This is a genomic window from Pantoea sp. Cy-639 (genome assembly GCF_011752525.1).
Classification (GTDB): Bacteria; Pseudomonadota; Gammaproteobacteria; order Pseudomonadales; family Pseudomonadaceae; genus Aquipseudomonas.
In genome coordinates this window covers 187086-202702 of record NZ_VWXI01000007.1, presented here as the reverse complement: position 1 = coordinate 202702, position 15617 = coordinate 187086, and the positions used below count along the sequence as shown (strand labels likewise).

Annotated in this window: 13 protein-coding genes; 7 read left to right on the top strand and 6 right to left on the bottom strand. The window is 67.7% G+C overall.

Annotated features, from left to right (window positions below; translation table 11 throughout):
• Positions 1-96: 96 nt before the first annotated feature.
• Genes F3J43_RS11510 through pilG form a run of 6 tightly spaced genes read right to left on the bottom strand, consistent with a single transcriptional unit; the run spans position 97 to position 9313 of the window.
• Positions 97-570 carry a chemotaxis protein CheW gene (locus F3J43_RS11510; RefSeq protein WP_166885913.1) on the bottom strand — a complete coding sequence of 158 codons (474 nt, stop codon included), beginning with the start codon at positions 568-570 and terminating at the stop codon, positions 97-99.
• The gene (locus F3J43_RS11505) at positions 563-5848 is read right to left on the bottom strand and encodes an Hpt domain-containing protein (RefSeq protein WP_166885911.1); all 5286 of its coding nucleotides are present in this window, start codon (positions 5846-5848) and stop codon (positions 563-565) included. The genes F3J43_RS11510 and F3J43_RS11505 overlap by 8 nt, the downstream gene beginning before the upstream one ends.
• A gap of 12 nt (positions 5849-5860) precedes the next feature.
• The gene (locus F3J43_RS11500) at positions 5861-7936 is read right to left on the bottom strand and encodes a methyl-accepting chemotaxis protein (protein ID WP_353618217.1); all 2076 of its coding nucleotides are present in this window, start codon (positions 7934-7936) and stop codon (positions 5861-5863) included.
• A gap of 11 nt (positions 7937-7947) precedes the next feature.
• Entirely contained in the window at positions 7948-8502 is a 555-nt protein-coding gene (locus F3J43_RS11495; RefSeq protein ID WP_166885909.1) for a chemotaxis protein CheW, read from the bottom strand.
• Positions 8499-8864, bottom strand: a complete 366-nt coding sequence (gene pilH, locus F3J43_RS11490) for a twitching motility response regulator PilH (RefSeq protein WP_166885907.1) — start codon at positions 8862-8864, stop codon at positions 8499-8501. Before pilH ends, F3J43_RS11495 begins: the two co-directional genes overlap by 4 nt.
• Positions 8865-8911: 47 nt before the next feature.
• Positions 8912-9313, bottom strand: a complete 402-nt coding sequence (gene pilG, locus F3J43_RS11485; RefSeq protein ID WP_166885905.1) for a twitching motility response regulator PilG — start codon at positions 9311-9313, stop codon at positions 8912-8914.
• A 259-nt stretch (positions 9314-9572) separates the two neighbouring features.
• Between pilG and gshB the strand changes: the two genes are divergently transcribed.
• The 7 genes from gshB (at position 9573) to F3J43_RS11450 (ending at position 15544) form a co-directional block, all read left to right on the top strand.
• Entirely contained in the window at positions 9573-10526 is a 954-nt protein-coding gene (gshB, locus tag F3J43_RS11480; RefSeq protein ID WP_166885903.1) for a glutathione synthase, read from the top strand.
• Positions 10527-10674: 148 nt separating this feature from the next.
• Positions 10675-11574, top strand: a complete 900-nt coding sequence (locus tag F3J43_RS11475; protein WP_166885901.1) for an energy transducer TonB — start codon at positions 10675-10677, stop codon at positions 11572-11574.
• 118 nt (positions 11575-11692) lie between these two features.
• On the top strand, positions 11693-12262 hold the full coding sequence (locus F3J43_RS11470; protein WP_166885899.1) for a YqgE/AlgH family protein: 570 nt from the start codon (positions 11693-11695) through the stop codon (positions 12260-12262).
• Positions 12262-12687 (top strand): Holliday junction resolvase RuvX, encoded by a 426-nt coding sequence (gene ruvX, locus F3J43_RS11465; protein WP_166885897.1) that lies wholly within the window; start codon positions 12262-12264, stop codon positions 12685-12687. Before F3J43_RS11470 ends, ruvX begins: the two co-directional genes overlap by 1 nt.
• Positions 12688-12740: 53 nt before the next feature.
• Positions 12741-13259, top strand: coding sequence for a bifunctional pyr operon transcriptional regulator/uracil phosphoribosyltransferase PyrR (gene pyrR / locus F3J43_RS11460; protein ID WP_166885895.1), 519 nt, complete (start codon positions 12741-12743; stop codon positions 13257-13259).
• Positions 13260-13271: 12 nt separating this feature from the next.
• Positions 13272-14276, top strand: coding sequence for an aspartate carbamoyltransferase catalytic subunit (locus F3J43_RS11455; protein ID WP_166885893.1), 1005 nt, complete (start codon positions 13272-13274; stop codon positions 14274-14276).
• The gene (locus F3J43_RS11450; RefSeq protein ID WP_166885891.1) at positions 14273-15544 is read left to right on the top strand and encodes a dihydroorotase; all 1272 of its coding nucleotides are present in this window, start codon (positions 14273-14275) and stop codon (positions 15542-15544) included. Before F3J43_RS11455 ends, F3J43_RS11450 begins: the two co-directional genes overlap by 4 nt.
• Positions 15545-15617 lie beyond the last annotated feature (73 nt).

Sequence of the window (15617 nt, the reverse complement as noted above, 5' to 3'; positions counted from 1 at the left end):
TCCAGGATCGTGTCGGGTTCCCTGGCGCCGTTTCACACCTCGCCACTGGTTTCGCCAGCGAAGGCGGCAAGACGGCTCCAGGCATGTCGGCCCATCCTAACCGGCAACAGGTTGCAGATCCGCGTCACGCACCAGCCGTTCCAGCCCGGCCAGGTCCGGCACCCGCGCCACCTGCTCGCCCACCTGTACCGCGGCCAGTTCCAGCCCGGCCAGCGGCACGTCCACATAATTGAGCTGGCTGTCCAGCTTGCACGAGCGTGGAATCCCCTGCAGCAGCAACGCCAGGTAGCGCAGCCCGGTGTCGCCCAGGGCATTGAGCACCACGATCCGCGAACGTTCGCCACAGCGGGTCTGACCGCCACAGGCGGCCTCGAAACCGATCAACGGCAGGCACTGCTGGCGCCAGTCGACCCAGCCCAGGTGCCAGACCGGCTCGCCAGGCTCGCAGGTGATGGCGCGGTGGCCAATGAGCTCGGCGACGGCGACATTGGGCAACACCAGGGTGCGGTCGCCCAAGGGCAGCAACAGCCCGGTCAGGCTGCTGCGTTGGCCGGCAATGTGTTCAAGCATGGTGTTGACTCCAGTGGACGATGCTCTGCAGCAGCACCGATTCCTGATAGGGCTTGCCCAGGTATTCGTTGACCCCGATGGCCATGGCCCGGTCGCGGTGTTTCTGGCCGGTACGCGAGGTGATCATGATGATCGGCAGGCCCTTCAGCCGCTCGTCGCGGCGGATGCGCGTGGCCACTTCGAAGCCATCCATGCGTGGCATCTCGATGTCCAGCAGCAGGATGTCGGGGCGGTGCTCCTCCAACTGGGCCATGGCGTCGACCCCGTCCTTGGCAGTGAGCACGCTCATGCCATGGCGCTCGAGCAAGCGGCTGGTGACCTTGCGCACGGTCACCGAATCGTCCACCACCATGACCAACAGCGGCCGGCGAGGCACCGGCCCGATCAGCCCGCGCTCGCTGTCGGCCGCGCCCGGCAGGCGTGCCAGGCGTCGCTGCTGGCCGCGCAACTGGCCGAGCAGATCGAGAATCAGCACCACCCGGCCATCGCCGAGCAAGGTCGCGCCGGACAACCCAGGCACCGCGGCGAACTGCGGCCCCAGGCTCTTGACCACGATCTCGCGGCTGGGCGACAGGCTGTCGACCTGGATGGCGAACGACTGTTCGTGGGAGTGGGTCAGCAATACCGGCAAGGGAACGCTCTGGCCCAGCAGGTGGGGCTGCCCACCGCCCTGCACCAGCTCGCCGAGGTAACGCAGCGCGTAGTCGTGGCCGGCATAGCGGTAGCGTGGCGGATCGAGCCGGTAGCAGGCCTCGAGCTCCGCCGGGGGCACCCGGACGATGCCCTCGATGGTGTTCAGCGGGATGGCATATTGCTCGTCGCCCAGATGCACCATCAGCGCCCGGTTCACCGACACGGTGAACGGCAGGCGGATCAGGAAGCGCGCGCCACGGCCGGGACTGGACTCGATACTCATCGAGCCGCCCAGTTGCTTGACCTCTTCATGGACCACATCCATGCCCAGGCCACGCCCGGAAATCTGGGTGATCTTCTCGGCCGTGGAGAATCCTGGCCGAAGGATGAACTGCAGGATCTCGTGATCGCTCAGGCGCGCCTGCGGATCGAGCAGACCGCGCTTGATCGCCTTGCTGCGCACCGCTTCCAGCGGTACGCCGGCACCATCGTCGCTCATCTCGATGACGATGTCGGCGCCTTCGTGCAGCAGGTTCAGGTGAATGGTGCCAAGCTCCGGCTTGCCGGCGGCCAGGCGCGCCTCGCGGGCCTCCAGGCCATGGTCGACGGCGTTGCGCAGCATATGCTCCAGTGGCGCCACCATGCGCTCGAGCACGCTGCGATCGAGCTCGCCCTCGGCATTGCCGACCACCAGCTCGACCTGCTTGCCCAACTCGCTGGCCACTTGCCGCACCACCCGCTGCAAGCGCGGGACCAGGCGTTCGAACGGCACCATCAGGGTGGCGGTCAGGCCTTCCTGCAACTGGCTGTTGACCCGCGCCTGCTGCTGCAGAAGGCTGTAGGCTTCCTGCGAGCGTTGCAGCAGGGTCTCCTTGAGGTCGAGCAGGTCCGAGGCCGACTCGAACAACGCCCGGGACAGCTGCTGCAACTGCGAATGGCGGTCCATTTCCAGCGGGTCGAAATCATCGTAGGCATCGCCTTCGAACTGCTGGCGGCTAGACATCCGGCCCTGGGTCTCGATATCCAGACGCAACAGCTGGTCGCGCATGCGCTCGAGGGTCGTCTCCATCTCATTGAGGGCGAACTGGGCGTCGTTGACCTGCTGCTCGATCCGCCCGCGGATCACCGAGTGCTCGCCGGCCAGGTTGCCCAGGTCGTCGAGCAGCTCGGCATCGACCTTGACCATGTCCCCTGCCCGCTCCGGCACAGCAGCCGGCGCCTCGACAGGCGCGGCATCGGCCTGGGCCTGGCTGGCCGCGCTGTCGGTCAGCGCGGCGCTGGAGAAGTTGCGGATGTAGTCGATCAGCGCCGTGGCCGCGTGCAATGGCTGGCCCATGCGCACGGCATCGAGCATGTGCGCCAGGCGGTCGTGGCAGTTCTGCAGCAGGCTGAACAGCGCCGGCGTCGGCGGCAGGCGGCCGGCGGCGAGCAGTTCGTAGAGAAACTCCAGTTCATGGGCGAGGTCGCCGATGGCGGCGATCTCCACCATCCGCGCGCCCCCCTTGAGGGTGTGCAGGTCACGCAGCAGGTTTTCCACCTCGACCGTACTGCGCGGATCGGCCTGCCAGCGGTCCAGTGATTCGGCCGCGCTTTCGACGATGTCCGAGCTCTCCTCGAGAAAGACCTCCAGCAGCTCCTTGTCGCCCGCCGCTTCCTCTTGCTCCTCGAACGGTTCGGCAGGCAACGGCGGTGGCGCATTGTGACGGAAGTCGCGCAGCTCACCGAGCAGCGTCACCGCCGAGGCCGGGGCCTGGCCCTGGCGCAGGCCCTGCAGCATGTCGGCCAACGCCGCATGGCTGCGCTCGAGCAACGCGGGCAAGGACGGACTGGCGCCCAGCCGACGGTCCACCAGCCCTTCGTAGAGCAGCGCCAGCTCCTGGGCCAGCACTTCGATGGCGCCGATCCCGGCCATCTGCGCCCCGCCCTTGAGCGTCAGCGCATCGTGCTGCAGCATGCTCAACGCCGAGCTGCCGCCAGGCTCCTGCCGCCATTGCTCCAGGGCCTGCTCGAGGTTATCGAGGATATCCCCGGCTTCCTCTAGAAACAGCTCGACCAGCTCGGCCCCTGGCAGGTCATCAGGCCTGGCCAGTGGCGTCACCGCCTCGGTGCCGACCACCCCCATGAGCCGAGGGTCGAGCGCATCGTCGAGCAAGCCGCGCAAGGCCGCCAGGCAGTCGGGGCGCGCCTGGAGGTCCTGACCGGCGGCGATCTCGTCGAACAGGTCGAGCAGCGCTTCATGGGCCTGGCCGGCCACGGCGAAGAACCGCGGGCTCACCGCCAGACTGCCTTCTTCGACCGCGCCATACAGGTCGAGCAGGCCTTCGCAGACTTCATCCACCTGCCACAACTCGGCCTGGTGGGCGTTGTGGCTCAAGGCGGTCAACGCGTCGAGCAAGGTGTCCAGCACCTGGCGTTCGCCGGGATGCGCCTGCCAATGAGCCAGCTGGGCCTCGGCGTCACTGAGAAGGTCCATGCCCTCGGCCAGGAAGCGGGCGATCAATGCAGGGTCGCGCCGGCTGCGCCGGGGCGGGAGTGGTGCATCCTGCTGTTGCGCCAGCCGCGCATCCACGGTCAGGCCGACCTGCTCGATCAGCTCCGCCGCCCCCGCGATGGGCGCCAACGGTGTGCTGTCGAGCTGGGCCAGGCCCAAGTGGAACAGGGCCCGGGCAGCTTCCAGCAGTTCGGTTTCAACCACCAGCAAGGGCAGCTGGTGGGTCTTGTACTCGCGCACCAGGCGGTCGAGCGCCGTGGCCAGCTCCGCCATCGGCATCACCCCGGCCATCGCCGCGCTGCCCTTGAGTGTATGCAGGGCGCGCTGCAGGCTGTCGCTGACCGCCGTGCCCTGGACCTCGACGCTGTCGAGGAAGGCATCGAGGCTGGCCAGGTGTCCCTGGGCTTCGTTGCGAAAAATCTCCAGCAGTTGTGGGTCAAGCCCGTCGATGCTGGCACTGGCAGGGGCGTCGTTGAGCGCCAGGGCGTGCAAGTGCGCGGCCAGTTGTTCGATCTCGGTACTGGCCGGTACCTGGCCGGCGGCAAAATCGGCGAGCAGGTCAGGCAAGCGCACGAACACCTGCTGCAAGGCCACCTGGCCCTCGGCGCTGAGCACGATGCGGCCATCCAGCACCCGGTTGAGCAGATGCTCGGCACCCCAGGCCAGTTCCGCCACCGCCTGCGCATGCACCATTCGCCCGCTGCCCTTGAGCGTGTGCAAGGCCCGGCGAACCTCGACCAGCGCCTCACGCAAGCCGTTGTCCGCACGCCAGCGCAACCAGTGACGCTCGATTTCCGGCAGCACCTCACCGGCTTCTTCGAGAAACACCTCGCGCAACTCGTCATCGACACCGTCCAGCGCCAGCTCGGCGCCCTGCACGCTTTCGACATGCTGGCAGCGTACCCCCAGCGCGGCCAGGCTGGCCTGGGCCATGTCGATGAACGGCTGGGCGTCCGCCAGCGGATCGGCGACCCGCCATTGCAGGTAGCCCTCGGCGGCGCACAAGGCATCGGCCAGGTGCGCCAGCTCGTCGGGCAGCGGCTCGTCCTGCAGGTGCACCAGCCAGCCCTGCACATAACCCGCGCAGCCGGCGAACAGCTCGGCGGCGGCCGGCAGCATCAGCATCGCCAGCGCCCCACGTACCTGCTGCAGCAGGCCTGGCAATGCCTGCAGGCGCTGGCGCGACCAATCGGACTCGATACAGTCGCCGATCAGGTCCTTGGCCTGCTGCAGGACATTCAGCGATTCGCCGAGCACCAGTTGGCGGATCTCGGCCAGGTCGGAACCCGGCAGGCTGCCCGGCGCGCTTTCCTCCAGCGGGCCGACCATGCCGTTGAGGGTCGCCTCGACGTAGAGCAGCGCCCCAGCCACATCCATCAGCAGCGCGTCGTCCACCTCGTCGGCCTTGTCGACCAGCGCCTGCAGCACCAGTACCTGGTCGATGATGACCCGTCGTGGCTGCTGGAAACCCAGCACCGCCAAGGTGTCGGCCACGTGACGCAAGGGCGCCAGCAAGGCCTCGAGGGGTTCTCGAGACGTGCGCTCGCCACTGACGTCCAGGCGCTCCTTGATGCGCATCAGATCATCGCACAGGGCCATTACCACCGAACGCAACGCGTCGCGCCCCGGCCCCGCCTGCATATGCTCGCGCCAGTTACCCAGCGACAGGTCGAGATTGGCCAGGTCTTCGGCACCGGCCAGGCGCTGGCCGAACTCGCCGAGCAGGCTACCCTGGGCCAGCGCCTCGATCCCCCGACACGCCCGCAGTTGGTTGAGCAACGGCATCACCACCAATGGCAAGTCGTGGCGCGCGCCACGCAACCGGTCAAGGTAGGACGGCAACTGCTCCAGCCCCCGGAACAGCGCACCCAGGCAATCCCCCCGGGGGCTGACCTGGCCGTCGGCGATGGCCTGGCCGAGCAGCTCCAGCTCTTCGGCCAGGCGGCTGGCCCCGTCGAGCTCGAGCATGCGCAGGCAGCCATGCACCTGATGCAGGTTGTCGACGAAGAAGGCCAGCAGCGACAGTTCGCCGGGCTCTGCGGCAAAGCGCTCGAGGGCCTGGCGCGCCTGGCCCAGGCAATCGAGGATCGGCGCCTTGGTCCAGGCCAGGGCGACGGTGTCGTGGCGTTCGCGGCGCGGCGCGAGGGAGCTCATCGGCGGCCTCCCCTACTGACGCCCGGCCGGTTTCGGCAGGGTGAAGCCAGACACCGAGCGACGCATCTCGCTGGCCATGCGCGCCAGATGGCGGATGCTGTCGGCGGTGGCACTGGAGCCGGCGGAGGTCTGCGCGGTGATCTGCTGGATCACCGCCATGGTGTGGGAAATCTGCCCGGCGGAAGAGGTCTGCAACTGGGCGGCGTCGGAGATGCTGTGGATCAGTTCGGCCATGGTCTGCGACACCCCCTCGATCTCGGCCAGGGCGACCCCGGCGTCCTGGGCCAGGCGCGCGCCGCGCACCACTTCGGCGGTGGTCTGTTCCATGGAGATCACTGCTTCGTTGGTGTCGGCCTGAATGGTGCGCACCAGCGCCTCGATCTGCCGGGTCGCCGAAGATGAGCGCTCGGCCAGGCGCTGCACCTCGTCGGCGACCACGGCAAAACCACGCCCGGCCTCGCCGGCCAGCGAGGCCTGGATCGCCGCGTTCAAGGCCAGGATATTGGTCTGGTCGGCAATGTCGTCGATCAGGCTGACGATGTCGCCGATCTCCTGGGAGGACTCGCCCAGCCGCTTGATCCGTTTGGCGGTGTCCTGGATCTGCTCGCGGATGTTGTCCATGCCGTGGATGGTGTTGTGCACCACCTCGTTGCCCTTGTTGGCGATGGCCACCGAGCGCTCGGCCACCTTGGCCGACTCGTAGGCGTGGGCCGAAACCCGGTCGATCGACTCGACCATGTCGCCCACCGCCTCGGACGCCTCGCTGATCTGCTCGGCCTGGTGCTCCGAGGCCTTGGCCAGCTGGCGGGCGGTGTTCTGGGTATCCTGGACCGCGGCGGCCACCTGCTCGGCACTGTGGTTGATGGTGGCGACCAGGTCGCGCAACTGGTCGACCGAGTAGTTGATCGAGTCGGCGATGGCGCCGGTGAAGTCCTCGGTGACCGACACGGTAACGGTCAGGTCGCCGTCGGCCAGCTCCTCGATCTCGTCGAGCAAGCGCATGATCGCCTCCTGGTTGCGCTCGTTCTTCTCGGCGGTCTCGCGCAACTGGCGGTGAGTGGCGCGCACCATCACCAGGCCGATGAGGATGATCGATGCCAGTGCCAGCAGGCCCAGGGCATAGCCGCCGACGGTGTCGAGGGTGCGCCCGTTGGCCAGGTTCTCGAAACCGTTGGCCAGGTGCGAGGCCTCGTCGAGCAGGGTCTGCGACAGGCTGAAGATATTGCCCGCGGCCTCGCGCACGCGAAACAGTTCGGGCGAGGTCTCGAGGATCTCGTCCACGGAGCCGGCGACGAACTGGAACAGCTCGGCGATCTCGGCCAGGCGCGCCCGGGCGTCGGCGTCCTCGACCCGGGTCACCTGGATTGCCGGGTTGCCGGCAAGCATGCCCTCGAGCACCTGGCCGAAACGGCTGGCATCGCGGCCAAAGGCATCGGCGGCCTGGACCGCGGTGTCATCGCCTGCCAGCACGGTGTTGACCGAGCCGAGGATGCGCTCGGCAAGCAGCAACTGGCGCTGGGCCACCGCCACCTGGTTGGCCGGAGCGCCGCTCTGCAGCAGGATCTCCACCACCTTCTCGTATTCCACCTGCAATTGCGGCACGGTCTCGGCCAGGGTGGCCGCCACCTGGTGCAGCGACAGCACGGTCTGCTCGCTGGCCAGGATGGTGTCGGTATTCTTGCGCAGGTTCTCCCAATCCTGGCGCACCGCGTCCATCTCTTCGCGCACGGCCACCGGCGCCGGAGGCAGCGCGGTGGCCTTGTCGCCGTGGCGCAGGTAGTCCCAGCGCCGCTCGAAGTCGTTGCGCGCATCGCTCAGCTGGCGGAACGCCAGGGCCTTGCCGGCGGCAGCCTCGGTGGCGTTCTTGGCGATGCGCTGGGACAGCACGCGCAGCTCGCCGGCATGACCGATGTACTGCTTGTCATGGCTGGCCTGGGTATTGAGGTAGGCGAAGTTGGCGAACAACAGCACGATCGACAGGATCAGCACCACGAACAGCACGGTGATCTGCGCGGTGCTACGCGGGCGCTGGGCCACGGCGGCCGGGGAAACGACGGCGGGCGAAACGGAGGGTCCCGGCTTGTTCACATCACAATCCTCTACAGCGCCACATCGAGAAAGCCCGGCGCCTGGGCCAGGGCGAACGGGCTGAAGATCGCCCAGTTGCGTTCACGGGGAAAATGCCCCTGCACGAAGGGTGCGGCGGCGCGGATCAGCGGCTGCGGCGGCGACAGTTCGAGACTGCTCAGGGCGAAGTGCTGCAGGCCCACCACTTCATCCACCAGCAGCCCGGCGAACAGCTCCTCGTGGTCCAGCACCAGTACCCGCCGCTGCTTGCCCGCCGCGGCCGGACCGAGGCCGAAGAATGCGCAAAGATCCATCACTGGCAACAGCCGGCCACGCAGGTTGGCGACGCCGCGCACCCACGGCTGCACCCCCGGCACCCGACTGCTGCGTGGCTCACGCAGCACTTCGGCGACCTCGCCCATGGGCGCGACGAACCATTGCCCGGCGATGCGAAAACCAATGCCGCTCCACTGTTGCAGGCGAGTGTCCTGGGGCGGCTGGTCGGCGACCAGCAGACGGCAGCGCCGGTCGATGTCCAGCAACAGCTCGAAGGCGGTCAGCGACGCGCCCTGGGGCCGGGTGGTCAAGCGCCGAGCACCTCTTTGAGCTTGGCCAGCAGCGCGTCCTCTTCCACCGGTTTGGTCAGGAAGTCGCGGGCACCCTGGCGGGTCGCCCAGATACGGTCGGTCTCCTGGTCCTTGGTGGTGACCACGATCACCGGGATGGCGCGGGTCTCTGGGTCCTTGCTCAACTGGCGGGTCGCCTGGAAGCCGTTCATGCCAGGCATCACGATGTCCATCAGCACCGCATCGGGCTTCTCCTGGCGGGCCAGCGCCACGCCATCGGCGCCGTTGTCGGCCTTGAGCACCTGGTGGCCATGCTTCTCGAGCCACTCGGTCAATCGATACATCTCTGTCGGCGAGTCGTCGACAATCAGAACGCGGGCCATGCTGTTTCCCCATGCGGAAAAAGAAGCGCCGCCCCACTCGGGCAGCGTCAGGGTGCGTGTTGGTCCTGCACGGCGAAACCGGGCACGTGGGCGCGGATCGCATCGAGCAGTTCTTCCTTGCTGAAGGGTTTGGTCAGGAACTGGTCGGAGCCGACCACCCGGCCGCGGGCCTTGTCGAACAGGCCGTCGCGGGAGGACAGCAGGATCACCGGCGTGTCCTTGAATTCGCTGTTGTGCTTGATCACCGCGCAGGTCTGGTAGCCATCCAGGCGCGGCATCAGCACATCGACGAAGATGATCCGCGGCTTGTGGTCGACGATCTTGGCCAGGGCATCGAAACCGTCACTGGCAGTGATCACCTCGCAGCCCGCCTCGCCGAGCAACATCTGCGCGGTGCGGCGGATCGTGCGGGAATCGTCGATCACCATCACCTTCAGGGGTTGTTCCATAAAGTTCGCCATCGTTTGCGGCTCTGGTCTGAGCGGCAAGCCACAAGCTGCAAGCGTCAAGAAAAAGCAGATCGGTGTGCAGTCCGGCTTTACTTGCAGCTTGTGGCTTGGCGCTTGAAGCTGGATCGGGCATTTTTAGCATACTCCGGGTGGCCATTCCATCCGCCGCGCCCCTTGACCCGCAGCGCTCGCAGCGCCACCCTGAGCCACTTTTTTCTTTCGTGCCATCGCGGCCACTGCCGCCAAGAGGAATTACCCCATGAGCGTTCGCCTCGGGATTGTCATGGACCCCATCGCGTCCATCTCCTATAAAAAGGACAGCTCGCTGGCCATGCTGCTGGCCGCCCAGGCGCGTGGCTGGGAGTTGTTCTACATGGAGCAGCGCGACCTGTACCAGGGTGAAGGCAAGGCACGCGCGCGGATGCGTCCGCTGAAGGTGTTCGCCGACCCGGCCCGCTGGTTCGAGCTGGACGCGGAGCAGGACAGCCTGCTGAGCGACCTGGACGTGATCCTGATGCGCAAGGATCCGCCCTTCGACATGGAGTTCGTCTACAGCACCTACCTGCTGGAGCAGGCCGAGGCCGAGGGCGTGCTGGTGGTCAACCGCCCGCAGAGCCTGCGCGACTGCAACGAGAAGCTGTTCGCCACGCTGTTCCCGCAGTGCACGCCACCCACCCTGGTCAGCCGCCGTCCGGACATCATCCGCGCGTTCGCCGCCAAGCATGGCGACGTGATCCTCAAGCCGCTGGACGGCATGGGCGGCACCTCGATCTTCCGCCACCGGGCCGGCGACCCCAACCTGTCGGTGATTCTCGAAACCCTGACCGCCCTGGGCGCCCAGCAGATCATGGCGCAAGCCTACCTGCCAGCGATCAAGGACGGCGACAAGCGCATCCTGATGATCGACGGCGAGCCGGTGGACTACTGCCTGGCGCGCATTCCGGCCAGCGGCGAGACCCGCGGCAACCTGGCCGCCGGCGGGCGTGGCGAAGCCCGTCCGTTGAGCGAGCGCGACCGCTGGATCGCCGCCCAGGTCGGCCCGACCCTGCGCGAGAAGGGCCTGCTGTTCGTCGGCCTGGACGTGATCGGCGAGCACCTCACCGAGATCAACGTCACCAGCCCGACCTGCATCCGCGAGATCGACGCCGCCTACAACACCGACATTGGCGGCCGCTTGATGGATGCCATTGATCGCAAGCTGCAAGCGCGCTGACCGAGGACAGGTGGCAAAGCCGCGCAGTGGGGTATGATGCGCAGCCGCAAGCTTCACGCGACAAGCTGCAAGAACGTGCAGCCCTGCACCGAGCCGCTTATTGCCTGAAGCTTGCCGCGTGTGACTCGAAGCTGCCTTTGGATACCCGATGACGCTGCCCGCCGACATCCCCGCCGACCTGCTGCCACCCCGCGTTCGCCCGGTGGACCGACTCGGCTTCACCTTGTTCCTGGCCGCGCTGGTGCACCTGGCGCTGATCCTCGGCGTGGGCTTCACGGTGGTCAAGCCGGCCGACATCCGCCACACCATGGACATCACCCTGGCCACCTTCAAGAGCGAGAAGAAGCCGGAAAAGGCCGACTTCCAGGCCCAGGAAAACCAGCAAGGCAGCGGCACCCTGGACAAGAAGGCGGTGCCCACCACCACCGAGGTCGCGCCGTTCCAGGACAGCAAGATCAACAAGATCACCCCGCCCCCGGCCGCCCGCCCGGAAACGCCGCCGGCGCCGGAAAAGTCGGTGGTCGCCACCAAGGCGCCGAAGCCCCAGAAAGCCGAGCCCAAGCCGAAGGAAAGCAAGCCGCAGGTAAAGCCCGAGGCCAAGGTGCCCGACTTCGACAGCTCGCAGCTGTCCAGCCAGATCGCCAGCCTCGAGGCCGAGCTGTCCCATGAACAGCAGCTGTACGCCAAGCGCCCGCGCATCCACCGTCTGAATGCCGCCTCGACCATGCGCGACAAGGGCGCCTGGTACAAGGAAGAGTGGCGCAAGAAGGTCGAACGCATCGGCAACCTCAACTACCCCGAGGAGGCCCGGCGCCAGCAGATGTACGGCAGCCTGCGGATGATGGTGTCGATCAACCGCGACGGATCGCTGTATGAAGTGCTGGTGCTGGAGTCGTCCGGCCAGCCAGTGCTCGACCAGGCCGCCCAGCGCATCGTTCGCCTGGCGGCGCCCTTCGCGCCGTTCACCGGCGACCTGGCCGAGTTCGACCGACTGGAGATCATCCGCACCTGGCGCTTCGCCCGCGGCGACCGGCTGTCGAGCAACTGATCCAGGGCCTGTTGCCGCCGGCCTGACGCCATCGGGGGGGCAAGCCCGCCCCCACAAGCCCCCATACAGCCGTCCGCGCACCTTGTCAGCCTCGCCACCTGGCGCCACACTAGCGGTCATGAAAACCCTCACGCCGAGCTACCTCAAGCACCAGTTCCTGATCGCCATGCCGCACATGGCCGATCCGAACTTTGCCCAGACCCTCACCTACATCGTCGAGCACAACGCCAACGGCGCCATGGGGCTGGTGGTCAACCGCCCGCAGGAGCTGAACCTGGGCGATATCCTCGAGCAGTTGCGCCCGGATGAGGAACCACCCGCCAGCACCCTGCACATCCCGATCTACCAGGGCGGCCCGGTGCAGACCGACCGCGGCTTCGTGCTGCACAGCAACGACTGCAGCTACCAGGCCACCGTCGAGCTGCAAGGCCTGTCGCTGTCCACCTCGCAGGACGTGCTGTTCGCCATCGCCGCCGGCACCGGCCCGCGCCAGAGCCTGATCACCCTCGGCTACGCCGGCTGGGAAGCCGGCCAGCTGGAAGCGGAACTGGCCGACAACGCCTGGCTCAACTGCCCGTTCGACCCCGAGATCATCTTCGGCCTGGCCAGCGACATGCGCCTGGACGCTGCCGCCGCCAGCCTGGGCATCAACCTCAGCCTGCTGACCAGCCAGGCGGGGCACGCCTGATGGCCGAGCTGCGCCTGCTGCTGGGCTTCGACTACGGCACCCGCCAGATCGGCGTCGCCGTTGGCCAGGTTATCACCGGCCAGGCCCGTGAGCTGTGCACGCTCAAGGCACAGAACGGCGTGCCGGACTGGAGCCAGGTCGAGAAACTGATCAAGGAGTGGAAGCCTGATGCCATCGTCGTCGGCCTGCCGCTGAACATGGACGGCACACCCAGCGAAATGAGCGAGCGCGCCGAGAAGTTCGCCCGCCGCCTGCACGGTCGCTACAACCTGCCAGTGCACACCCACGACGAACGCCTGACCACCTTCGAGGCCAAGGGCGAGCAGATGGCCCGGGGCGGTCGTCACGGCAGCTACCGCGACAACCCGGTCGACGCCATCGCCGCGGCCCTGTTGCTGCAAGGCTGGCTGGAGGCCAACACTTAATTCCGCTTTGCCGCCGGTCGCTTGCCGGCGCCCGCCTACCCGAGGAGCACGCAATGAGCCTACCCAATCCCGCCGAGCTGATCCGGCAGATGGCCGTCGACCTTCGCGCCCACCTGGCCCGCCGCGCCATCGCCGAGCCACGCTTCATCGGCATCCACACCGGTGGCGTGTGGGTGGCCCAGGCCCTGCAGGCCGAGCTGGGCGACCAGAGCCCGCTGGGTACCCTGGATGTGTCCTTCTACCGCGACGACTTCAGCCAGAACGGCCTGCACCCGCAGGTACGCCCCTCGGCGCTGCCGTTCGAGATCGAGGGCCAGCACCTGGTGCTGGTGGACGACGTACTGATGAGCGGTCGGACCATCCGCGCCGCCCTCAACGAACTGTTCGACTACGGCCGTCCGGCCAGCGTGACGCTGGTGTGCCTGCTCGACCTGGATGCCGGCGAACTGCCGATCCGCCCCAACGTGCTTGGCGCCACCCTGTCCCTGGCTGCCCATGAACGGGTAAAATTGACCGGACCCGCCCCGCTCGTCCTCGAGCGCCAGGACCTCGCTTCCGCACCAGCCCTTTAAGAGTCCCCCGCGATGACGCCATTCGACGCCAAGCGCCCGCTGCAGCTCAATGATCAGGGCCAGCTACGCCACTTCCTCTCGCTCGACGGTTTGCCCCGCGAACTGCTCACCGAGATCCTCGACACCGCCGACTCGTTCCTCGAAGTCGGTGCCCGGGCCGTGAAAAAAGTCCCACTGCTGCGCGGCAAGACCGTGTGCAACGTGTTCTTCGAGAACTCCACCCGGACCCGCACCACCTTCGAGCTGGCCGCCCAGCGCCTGTCGGCCGACGTGATCAGCCTGAACGTGTCGACCTCCTCGACCAGCAAGGGCGAGACCCTGTTCGACACCCTGCGCAACCTCGAGGCCATGGCCGCCGACATGTTCGTCGTGCGCCACTCCGACTCCGGTGCCGCCCACTTCATCGCCGAGCACGTGTGCCCGGATGTCGCGGTGATCAACGGCGGCGACGGCCGCCACGCGCACCCGACCCAGGGCATGCTCGACATGCTGACCATCCGTCGCCACAAAGGTGGCTTCGAAAACCTGTCCGTCGCCATCGTCGGCGACATCCTGCACTCGCGGGTGGCCCGCTCGGACATGCTCGCGCTCAAGGCGCTGGGTTGCCCGGACATCCGCGTGATCGGCCCGAAAACACTGATTCCGATCGGCATCGAACAGTATGGGGTGAAGGTCTACACCGACCTCGCCGAAGGCCTGAAGGACGTCGACGTGGTGATCATGCTGCGCCTGCAGCGCGAACGCATGGCCGGCGGCCTGCTGCCCAGCGAGGGCGAGTTCTACCGCCTGTTCGGCCTGACCACCGCACGCCTGGCCGGGGCCAAGCCCGACGCCATCGTCATGCACCCGGGGCCGATCAACCGCGGCGTGGAGATCGAGTCGGCGGTCGCCGACGGCAAGCACTCGGTGATCCTCAACCAGGTCACCTACGGCATCGCCGTGCGCATGGCCGTGCTGTCCATGGCCATGAGCGGACAGAACGCGCAACGTCAATTCGAGCAGGAGAACGCCCAGTGACCATCAGCATCATCGGCGCCCGGGTCATCGATCCTGCCAGCGGCCTGGACCGCGTCAGCGACCTGCACCTGGACGGTGGGCGCATCGTCGCCATCGGCGCGGCCCCGACCGGCTTCAGCGCCAGCCGCACGCTCCAGGCCGACGGCCTGGTCGTCGCCCCAGGCCTGGTCGACCTCGGCGTCTCGCTGCGCGAGCCGGGCTACAGCCGCAAGGGCACCATCGCCAGCGAGACCCGTGCCGCAGTCGCCGGCGGTGTCACCAGCCTGTGCTGCCCGCCGCAGACCAAGCCGGTGCTGGACACCTCGGCCGTGGCCGAGCTGATCCTCGACCGCGCCCGCGAAGCGGCCAACAGCAAGGTCTACCCGATCGGCGCCCTGACCAAGGGCCTGGAGGGCGAGCAACTGGCCGAGCTGGTGGCCCTGCGCGACACCGGCTGCGTGGCCTTCGGCAACGGCCTCAAGGAGATCCCCAACCACCGGACCCTGGCGCGCGCGCTGGAGTACGCGGCGACCTTCGACCTGACCGTGGTGTTCCACTCCCAGGACCGTGACCTGGCCCAGGGCGGCCTGGCCCACGAAGGCCCGATGGCCAGCTTCCTCGGCCTGCCTGGTATTCCCGAGACCGCCGAGACCGTGGCCCTGGCGCGCAACCTGCTGCTGGTCGAACAGACCGGCGTGCGCGCCCACTTCACCCAGATCACCAGCGCCCGCGGCGCCCGGCTGATCGCCCAGGCCCAGCAACTGGGACTGCCGGTCACCGCCGACGTGGCGCTGTACCAGCTGATCCTCACCGACGAGGCCCTGCGCGATTTCTCCAGCCTGTACCACGTGCAACCGCCGCTGCGCACCGCCGCCGACCGCGACGGCCTGCGCGAGGCGGTGAAGTCCGGGGTGATCCAGGCGATCTCCAGCCACCACCAGCCCCACGAGCGCGATGCCAAGCTGGCCCCGTTCGGCGCTACCGAGCCTGGTATCAGCAGCGTCGAACTGCTGCTGCCGCTGGCCATGACCCTGGTCGAGGACGGCCTGCTCGACCTGCCGACCCTGCTGGCACGCCTCACCAGCGGTCCGGCAACGGCCCTGCGCCTGCCGGCCGGCGAGCTGAAAGTCGGCGGCGCGGCGGACTTGGTGCTGTTCGACCCGAAAGCCTCGACCCTGGCGGGCGAGCAGTGGTTCTCCCGTGGCGAGAACTGCCCGTTCATCGGCCACTGCCTGCCGGGCGCGGTACGGTATACCTTGGTCGATGGGCACGTCTGCCACGAGGCCTGAATAAACGCCCGCTCGCTCTTGCAGGAGCGGCCTGGTGTCGCGAAAGGGTCGCGCAGCGGCCCCGGAATCTCGA

Coding starts and splice junctions, on each gene's coding strand:
- F3J43_RS11510 (WP_166885913.1), bottom strand. CDS start 570: ATGCTTGAACACATTGCCGGCCAACGCAGCAGCCTGACCGGGCTGTTG.
- F3J43_RS11505 (WP_166885911.1), bottom strand. CDS start 5,848: ATGAGCTCCCTCGCGCCGCGCCGCGAACGCCACGACACCGTCGCCCTG.
- pilH (WP_166885907.1), bottom strand. CDS start 8,864: ATGGCCCGCGTTCTGATTGTCGACGACTCGCCGACAGAGATGTATCGA.
- pilG (WP_166885905.1), bottom strand. CDS start 9,313: ATGGAACAACCCCTGAAGGTGATGGTGATCGACGATTCCCGCACGATC.
- gshB (WP_166885903.1), top strand. CDS start 9,573: ATGAGCGTTCGCCTCGGGATTGTCATGGACCCCATCGCGTCCATCTCC.
- F3J43_RS11475 (WP_166885901.1), top strand. CDS start 10,675: ATGACGCTGCCCGCCGACATCCCCGCCGACCTGCTGCCACCCCGCGTT.
- F3J43_RS11470 (WP_166885899.1), top strand. CDS start 11,693: ATGAAAACCCTCACGCCGAGCTACCTCAAGCACCAGTTCCTGATCGCC.
- ruvX (WP_166885897.1), top strand. CDS start 12,262: ATGGCCGAGCTGCGCCTGCTGCTGGGCTTCGACTACGGCACCCGCCAG.
- pyrR (WP_166885895.1), top strand. CDS start 12,741: ATGAGCCTACCCAATCCCGCCGAGCTGATCCGGCAGATGGCCGTCGAC.
- F3J43_RS11455 (WP_166885893.1), top strand. CDS start 13,272: ATGACGCCATTCGACGCCAAGCGCCCGCTGCAGCTCAATGATCAGGGC.